This window comes from Bacteroidota bacterium (assembly GCA_034439655.1).
GTDB lineage: Bacteria > Bacteroidota > Bacteroidia > UKL13-3 > UKL13-3 > CANJUD01.
The window spans coordinates 1-8,232 of record JAWXAU010000204.1; the positions used below are offsets into that span (position 1 = coordinate 1).

Below are 8,232 nucleotides of genomic sequence, written 5' to 3' on the forward strand. Positions count from 1 at the left end.
CAACCATGCTATTACTGTGCTGAGAGTTGTAAAACAATAAACATACAGAACTAATTTTATAGAAAAAATCTCACCAAATATTTGGTGGGATTTTTTTTTTGATAATACCGAAACTCAATTTATACCGACACTCAATACAAGAATTTACTTAATTGTTTAAATCATCAATTATATTATTTGTTTTAGCAGTGCTTTCTTATAATTGTTTTTCTCAACAATTAAAGGAAAGTATTTTATATGCATCATCGAACAACAATGATTTAATTATAAAAAGTATTATCACCGATAATATAAGTAATAGATACCTGTATGGCAGTTTCGATCAAAGCATGAAGCTGGGTAAAAAAACCTATACATCGTATGGCATGTACGACCTCTTTGTAATAAAAACTGATTCCGATAATAATATAATTTGGGTAAATACCATAGGCAGCTATACCGGGCAATTTGGTGCTTGACGATAGCAATAATGTATATATAAATGGGTTTATGTTTGGCGATGGCTATTTGAACTACTCTAAAAGAATTATTAGTGATAAATTTAACAGTGTACAAAATACTTCTTTTTCATTCCTGATAAAATTTGACTCATCAGGAAAATACCAATGGCAAAATTATGTGGGCGGATCCTTTAATTCGCAGGCATGGTGCTGCTATTACCCAGTCCCAGATAGTGAATTTCCCTTGATTTATAATAAGGATAATAACGAAATAGTTAGTGCGGGGTATAATAGAACAGAGCTCTCATATACCTACAGTCCCTATTCTGATTCCATAAAATATTATACAACCACGCCAAGCACTGAATTAAATTTTGTGACAACATATGATATGGGAGGAAATTTTAAGAAATTTTTTACTGTGGAATCAGGGCATCACCGTATGATACAGAACGTTATTTATGATAATGAAAACAACTATTATATTATTGGTAAAAGTACAGGTGGACGCCTTCTAATAAACATGAAGGATACTTTACAGGTATTTTATACTTGGCCTTTTAACACCTATTTGGGCAGTTATATTATTAAAGCAAATTCAAATTGGGATTATGAGTGGGGTAAATTTATAATGGGAGGAAGGTATGCTGATATCAGGGCAATTGAATGGACCAACGATAGTAACATTATGTTGTTCGGGCATAGCACCCATTCCACTTTTATTGATAGCGTATATTACTACTTTAATGATACGGGGGTAGCTTTTATATCGTTAATAAATCGTGATGGGAAAATACTTAAAAACACGTTTTATACCGATACCAATTTATTAATAGATATTATACAAGCCAAACGAAAAGGGAACAGTACTGAAACATTTGTATATGGCTTTAGTGGTTTTAGAAATAACAATTATAAAGGCAAGTTTGGCGGTTTAACATTTAAAAATGATGCACAAAGCTATATTTTAAGTAAATTGGATTCCAGCCTCGCAGCTATATGGACTGTGAGGATTGATGGCGTGAAGCAGCATTATCTTTTTTGGACAAACGGAGGCTGTGATTATATATATGACAACACAATAATTAGCATGTATTATGACCCAATGAAAGGCATCATATATCTATCAGGAATAAGTGCAACAGACTCAATTCAAGTATATTTCAATAATGATAGCAATCTTGTATATAATAGTTCCAATCTGAAATATGGAAGTATAATACTCGCCATCAATAATAGCAATTTTATTGGCATTGGGCCTTTGGCTTCCCGCTTGTGCCAAGGGCAAACGTATAACCTACCTATAGCTGCCAAAGCAGCATTTGGGGCAAGCAATAAGTTTACTTTATACATGTGCCCTGTAGATAGCATGTTTAAAAATGCAGATAGTATTGCCACCAAGAAAAATATTAATGCGGGCGATTATATAAGCTTTACGCTGCCAAAAAATATAGCAGGAAAATACAAGCTAGCATTGAAGAGCGACAGCGTGCTGCTATGGTCAAACACGCTGGAGTTTATGGTGGATTCTGTTCCAACAGCATCATTATCTGCTTCCAAAGATTCTGCTTGCATAGGCGATAGTATATTATTGGTGGCCAGCCACAGCCATAGTGGCAAATGGTGGTTGCCCAATATGAAAAAACCAATTGTTAAGGATTCTATTTATATAGTTTCAAACAATACAAATTATTATATATATGAAACCACCAACGGTGCCTGCACAATATATGATACTATAAAAATATATGTAGCCCAAAAACATATAGCTAATGCGGGTGCTGACACTTCTGTTTGTTTGGGTAGCAATTTCCTTTTATTGGGCAACGGAGGAGTATATTATAACTGGAGTAACGGTGCAAACTCGGCCTATAACTATGTGCAAATAAATACGGATACGTTTTATGTGCTTACAGTGTCCGATTCTTTGGGTTGTAAAGCTTATGATACGGTTGTATTTAAAACCTTGCCATTGCCACTAGTTAGTTGGGCGGGTATGGGTAAAAAGCAATTTTGCCCTGCTGATGATTCTATTATGCTAGTTGCTGGAAGTCCTTTTGGTGGTAGCTTTTCAGGCAATGGCGTAAAAGGAAATTACTTTTATCCGAAGCTTTCGGGTTCAGGAAAACATATAATAAACTATAGTATAAAGAGCAATAATGGATGTATAGGACGTGCGACCGATATGGCAGAAGTATATAAACAACCTTTGGCCTTTATTAATATAACTGGTATTTTCCGAGCGTGCGAAGGAGATAGCCTTAACCTGTTCAATGCGGATACAACAAGTATCAAAAAATATGTGTGGAGTACTGGCGAAACAGCTACTATCATTAAAGCAAAAAAAACGGGAGATTATACTATAACTGTAACAGATACGAATGGCTGTACCAATACCTCGGCTGCACAGCATTTGGTTTTTAATCCTATTCCCACAGTATATATAACTTATACTAGTGGAAAACTAGTGGCAGTGTCTAACCCCAAAGGCAAAGCATGGCTGTGGCGATTGGATGGAAACCAGCAAGCCAATGACAGTACTTATGAAGTTTTAAATCCAATAAAGGGAACGTATTCAGTAAAAGTTACGGACATAAACGGATGTATAGGATATTCCGCAGCTTATGTGTTTACGAATATTGATGAAATATACAATAACTACAGAAGTGTAAATAACTATGATGAAAACACGATATATATATACAAACCTAATCCCGATAGCTATCGTAATAAAAATACTTCATGGCAACTAACGGATGCACATGGTAGAAAAGTACTAGCAGGAGCAGAAAATCAAAATCCTATTGTATTGGATATGACCCATAATGCACATGGTTTATATACTTTGCTCTTATATTCAAACGGTCAATGCAGCCCTGTTAAGATTGTTTGGTAGAAATCAATACTCCCGCCCTTTCCACAAATATTTTATAGGTAATATATAATAGATTGCCAATGTTAAATTAAAAAATATTTGCAGGAATTCATAAACTAATAATTGTATATAATTACAAGGTTGTTTTAGGTATTTTGAAAGTGCGATTATATGTATATTTTGTATCATATATTTTATGCACAAAAACAGTATTCCGAGTTTCCAGTTTATGATGCAAAAGAATAGTAACATGAAAGGATATAGTCCGTGATAAAACAAGATAAGTTTTGCAATGATATTTAAGTCGTTAGCCCCTTTAAGCCAGCGTTTCCGTTGGTTGAACAATGTTTGAATGTGAGTAGTAGGGTTTGTAAAATTCAAAGAACCTCTATCCATCAAATTTAAGGAATCATATCCTTGTTTTCTCACTGCATTATATAATGCCAAATCTTCTGTTACTGAAAAATTTATATTTTCATAACCACCTGTTGCAAAATAGGCCTCTCGTTTCACAGCCATATTATTTCCCACTGCGGTAACGGGAATTCCCAAATTGGAAATAGCTTTGAGCAAGGAAGAAAAATAGAGCCAGTCATATTTTTGTAATGTAGTCCGCCGCTGCGGTTTGTTTTTTATGATAGTAGTCCCACTCACAATTCCTATTTTATTGGTAAAAGAATTTAATATAGTTTTTGCCCAATTTTTATTAACCACGATGTCGGCATCCGTCACAAAAAAATATTCACCATGTGCATGGTGGGCAAGCTCTGCAAGCACATTAGCCTTGGCTTTCGCCTTTCCCATTTGTTCGGATATATGATATAGTTTGATAGTAAATTTGTCATTGTTCTGTGCTATAATTTCCTGTACTAATTTAGCGGTATTATCTGTCGAGTTATCATTCCCAATTAATAGCTCCATTTTGTTGGGTGGATAATCCATTTCTATAATACTTTGCAAGCAATAAGAAATACTTTTTTCTTCATTTCTTGCAGCAATTAAAATGGATATGAATGGTTCATGATTTTGTGTTTTTGGCTTAACATTTTCCATTAAAAATACAGAAACAAGAAACAATACCTGCAAGCCGATAAATCCTGCTGCATACGCTAATAATATGGTTAATAGCAAGCTCATAAGGAATGAAATTGATAATCTTCAGCAGCATATTTATGCAACATATAAGGCAATAATATTTTTAAGTTTTCCGCTGCTTTTATGCTGTCGTGAAATACGATAATACTACCTGGTTTTATATATTTTCCCATTTTCTTTTTGCAAAGTTCGATATCCAAATCGGCATCAAAATCTGCAGTAAGAAAATCCCACATGATTATCTGATATCGTTTTTTTAAATAATTAATTTGACTTGTTTTTATTTTTCCATAAGGTGGTCGAAATAGCTTGCTATCAATTGATTTGGAGGCTCTTTCAATATCATCATAATATGTAGTGCTCTTACAAAAAAGGCCATTTAGATGCTCCTGCGTATGGTTGCCGGTTACATGCCCTTTTTGCAATAAAGTTTGGTACAATTCAGGATGTTTAATTACATTACTTCCTACACAAAAAAAAGTTGCTTTTGCATGATACTGTTCTAATTGTTCCAATACAAAATCTGTTACACCGGGGCATGGGCCGTCATCGAAAGTAATATATAATATCTTCTCTGTTACCCGTTTTTGCCAAATGAGTTGCGGAAACATTTTCATGATCCATTTTGGGGTATGGTGGCTATAGAATTTCAAATGCGGAAGATGGGCAAATTTGGTGAATTTAATCTTTCTTTTAACCCCCCATTTTTCAACACCACAGATAAAAAATCAGTAGATTGGAACTTTTATGGTAAAAACACGTAGTAAACACTATAATTTTGAAACCACAAAATGAACAAAGCTCTATATACTTTTTTAGCCACTTTATTGTTATATACAAATACGGCAAACGCCCAACAGGTATGGAATTTGGAAGACTGCGTGAAAAAAGCAGTACAAGAAAATTTCAGGATGAAGCAGGCACAACTCAATACCCAAAGCAATACTTTGGACGTGACCCAAGCCCGAGCCCAAATGCTACCCTCAATAAATGGCTCAGGTACACAAGCCTTCAATTTGGGACGAAATGTGGATCCTTTCACCAATACTTTTTCGAACCAAACTATCCGTTCAAACAATTTCAGTATACAGGCAAACTGGACTTTGTTCAATGGCTTCCAAGTACAAAACACCATCAAACGCGAACAGTATGATTTACAAGCGTGGCAAGCCGATGAGAAGACCGCCAGAAACGATATCGCCCTGCAAGTGGCTGGCCAGTATTTGCAGATTTTGATGAACAAGGAACTGGTTTTCACCTCGCAAAAACAGTTGGAATTGTCGCAACTGCAAGCTTCTCGTTTAGAGAAATTGCAGGATGCTGGAAAAATTTCGGAAGGAGAATATTTGCAGCAACTTTCGCAGGTGGCCAACGATGAACTTAGTTTGGTGAATGCCCAAAGCAACTTGCAGATGTCGTACCTAATTCTATGGCAATCTATGAATATTGAACCCGACACCACAAATAGCATTGCTTCTCCACCAGCACTAATACCAATGCGGGCAACGGCAAGAAACGCCAGAGAAATATTTGATGCTATTTATCAAAACAGACCTGAAATACAAGCAGCGACCTATAGATACCAGTTGGCCCAAACCCAGCAAAAAGTTTCGGAAGGGTCACGTTTGCCCAAATTGTTTATGTTTGGCAATGTCTCATCATTATACTCCTCAACCCGAAAAGATATAACAGGCTTTAACTTTAATGGATATAATATTATTGGAATTACCCAAAATAGTTTTGATACCGTGGTAACACCGCGGTTTGATTATTTGACCAAAACCACTCCATTCGGCAACCAGTTGAAAAATAATTTTGGACAAAACTTTGGCTTTAGTTTAAGTATCCCCATTTTTAATAATTTGCAAATTCATACTGCGGTGCAAAAAGCCAAAATACAAGCAAGTTTGGCTCAAGTTAATCTAGATCAGGCCAAGTTGAATTTATATAAAAGTATACAACAAGCAGTAATTGATTTACAAGTGGCCGAGACCAAGTATGCAGCGGCACAAAAAAACTTCAATGCTCAGCAAAGAAACTTTCAGGTAAGCAAACTTCGCTATGAAAATGGTGCCGCCACCCTTACCGATTTTCAGTTGGCAAGCACGAATTATACTAGGTCGGAGAGCAATTTTTTGCAAACGAGATATGAGCTTATATTTAGACAAAAGATTATAGATTTTTATATGGGTAATGAATTGAAATTTTAAACAAAGTATTATATATATTTATGGCAACTAAAAAGAAAAAAAGCAAGTTAAAATATTGGGTAATTGGGGGCATTTTGGTGCTGATTATTGCCATAGTGCTTGCTGAAAAATTTGGTAGTAAAGAGGGCACGAAAGTTTCTTCCGAAAAAATTATGAGAAGGGATATTATAGAAACTGTTACTGCCAATGGAAAAATACAACCCGAAACTGAATTAAAAATTAGTCCCGACGTGAGTGGACAGATAGTAGAGATGATGGTGAAAGAAGGAGATTCGGTGATAAAAGGACAGGCATTGTGTAATATAAATCAAGATATGTATTCGGTAGATGTGGACCGACAAAAAGCAGCGTACCAAAACACTCTGGCCAATGTGGAAGCGGCCCGTGCAAGGATGAAACAGGCAGAAGCTAGAACTGAAAGTGAAACTGCGAATTTTAATCGAATGAAAAAACTGTTCGACCAAAAAGTAATTTCGCAAGCAGAATGGGAAACCGCCCGCAGCACTTATCTCACCGCCCTTTCGCAAGTAGAAGCCGAGAAACAAAATATAAACGCAATGGAGTTTACGGTGAAAAGTTCAGAAGCGGGTGTACGTGAATCGCAAAAGCGACTGAGCCGTACAACTATATATGCACCCAAAAGTGGAACGATAAGCAAACTATATAAAAAGCAGGGAGAAAGTGTAGTCGGGACCAACCAAATGATGGGCACCGATATTCTTTCTATCGCCGATTTAAACTATATGCAAGTATCAGTCGACATCAATGAAAATGATATCGTGAAAATTAAAAAAGGTGATACTGCTTTGTTTTATATAGATGCTTTTAAAGGACGTAAATTTAAAGGACTGGTAACCGAGATTGCTACTTCATCGAATACAACTATGACCACCGCCGATCAAGTTACAAATTTCCCTGTAAAAATAAGAGTAATTCGTGAATCCTATATAGATTTATGCACCTCGCAAACACCTTATCCGCTTAAGCCTGGGTTAAGTGTAAATGTAGATATACAAACCAATAGGGTGAGCCAAGTATGGTCAGTTCCTATTGAATCGGTAGCTACACGGGAGTTGAAAAAGGAAGAGGAAAAACTTGGAGATACAGACAAGAAAAAAGATAAAAATAAAAAGGAGGAAGACGAAAATAGTAATACTACAAAAGCAAATACAGAAGTAAAACAGGATGTAGAAGAAATTGTATTTATTATAGAAAATGGTGTAGTGAAAAAGAAGGTGGTGAAATCAGGAATACAAGACGATAATTATATACAAATAGAAGGACTGATGGGCAATGAAGAAATGGTAACAGGCCCCTATGAAGCAGTTTCAAAAACATTGAAAGATGGCGACAAAGTAAAGGTGGTGAAGAAAGAGGATTTATTTGAAGTGAAGAAGAAGTAGATTATTGTGAATAGTAGACAGTTTGCAGTTTTGCTGACGCCAGTGAAGTTTACAGTTAGTAGTTTTTGACCCAACTCTTTGCCTCAACGACCATAAACAGCAAGCTAATAAATTATACCGAAACTCAATATATAATAGTCCAAAAGAAAGGGACTAATTCCCCCGCATCCCGATAATTATCGGGATTAAGCGGGGCTTTCGGGATGTAG

At 35.8% G+C, this 8,232-nt stretch carries 6 protein-coding genes; 4 read left to right on the top strand and 2 right to left on the bottom strand.

The annotated features are described in order from the left end of the window. The first annotated feature begins 152 nt into the window (after positions 1 to 152). Positions 153 to 458, top strand: a complete 306-nt coding sequence (locus tag SGJ10_14855; GenBank protein ID MDZ4759402.1) for a hypothetical protein — start codon at positions 153 to 155, stop codon at positions 456 to 458. Further along, entirely contained in the window at positions 451 to 3,336 is a 2,886-nt protein-coding gene (locus SGJ10_14860; protein MDZ4759403.1) for a hypothetical protein, read from the top strand. The genes SGJ10_14855 and SGJ10_14860 overlap by 8 nt, the downstream gene beginning before the upstream one ends. A 3-nt stretch (positions 3,337 to 3,339) precedes the next feature. Here SGJ10_14860 and SGJ10_14865 read toward each other — a convergent pair whose 3' ends face one another. Both SGJ10_14865 and SGJ10_14870 read right to left on the bottom strand, forming a co-directional pair. Then, the gene (locus SGJ10_14865; GenBank protein ID MDZ4759404.1) at positions 3,340 to 4,452 is read right to left on the bottom strand and encodes a glycosyltransferase; all 1,113 of its coding nucleotides are present in this window, start codon (positions 4,450 to 4,452) and stop codon (positions 3,340 to 3,342) included. Continuing rightward, positions 4,449 to 5,021: a polysaccharide deacetylase family protein gene (locus SGJ10_14870; GenBank protein ID MDZ4759405.1), complete on the bottom strand. Its 573-nt coding sequence runs from the start codon at positions 5,019 to 5,021 to the stop codon at positions 4,449 to 4,451. The genes SGJ10_14865 and SGJ10_14870 overlap by 4 nt, the downstream gene beginning before the upstream one ends. A gap of 180 nt (positions 5,022 to 5,201) precedes the next feature. Here SGJ10_14870 and SGJ10_14875 point away from each other — a divergent pair, with 180 nt between their 5' ends. Together SGJ10_14875 and SGJ10_14880 are read left to right on the top strand one after the other, a co-directional pair. After that, positions 5,202 to 6,620, top strand: coding sequence for a TolC family protein (locus SGJ10_14875; protein ID MDZ4759406.1), 1,419 nt, complete (start codon positions 5,202 to 5,204; stop codon positions 6,618 to 6,620). Between the two features lie 20 nt (positions 6,621 to 6,640). Further along, positions 6,641 to 8,023, top strand: coding sequence for an efflux RND transporter periplasmic adaptor subunit (locus SGJ10_14880; protein MDZ4759407.1), 1,383 nt, complete (start codon positions 6,641 to 6,643; stop codon positions 8,021 to 8,023). Positions 8,024 to 8,232 lie beyond the last annotated feature (209 nt).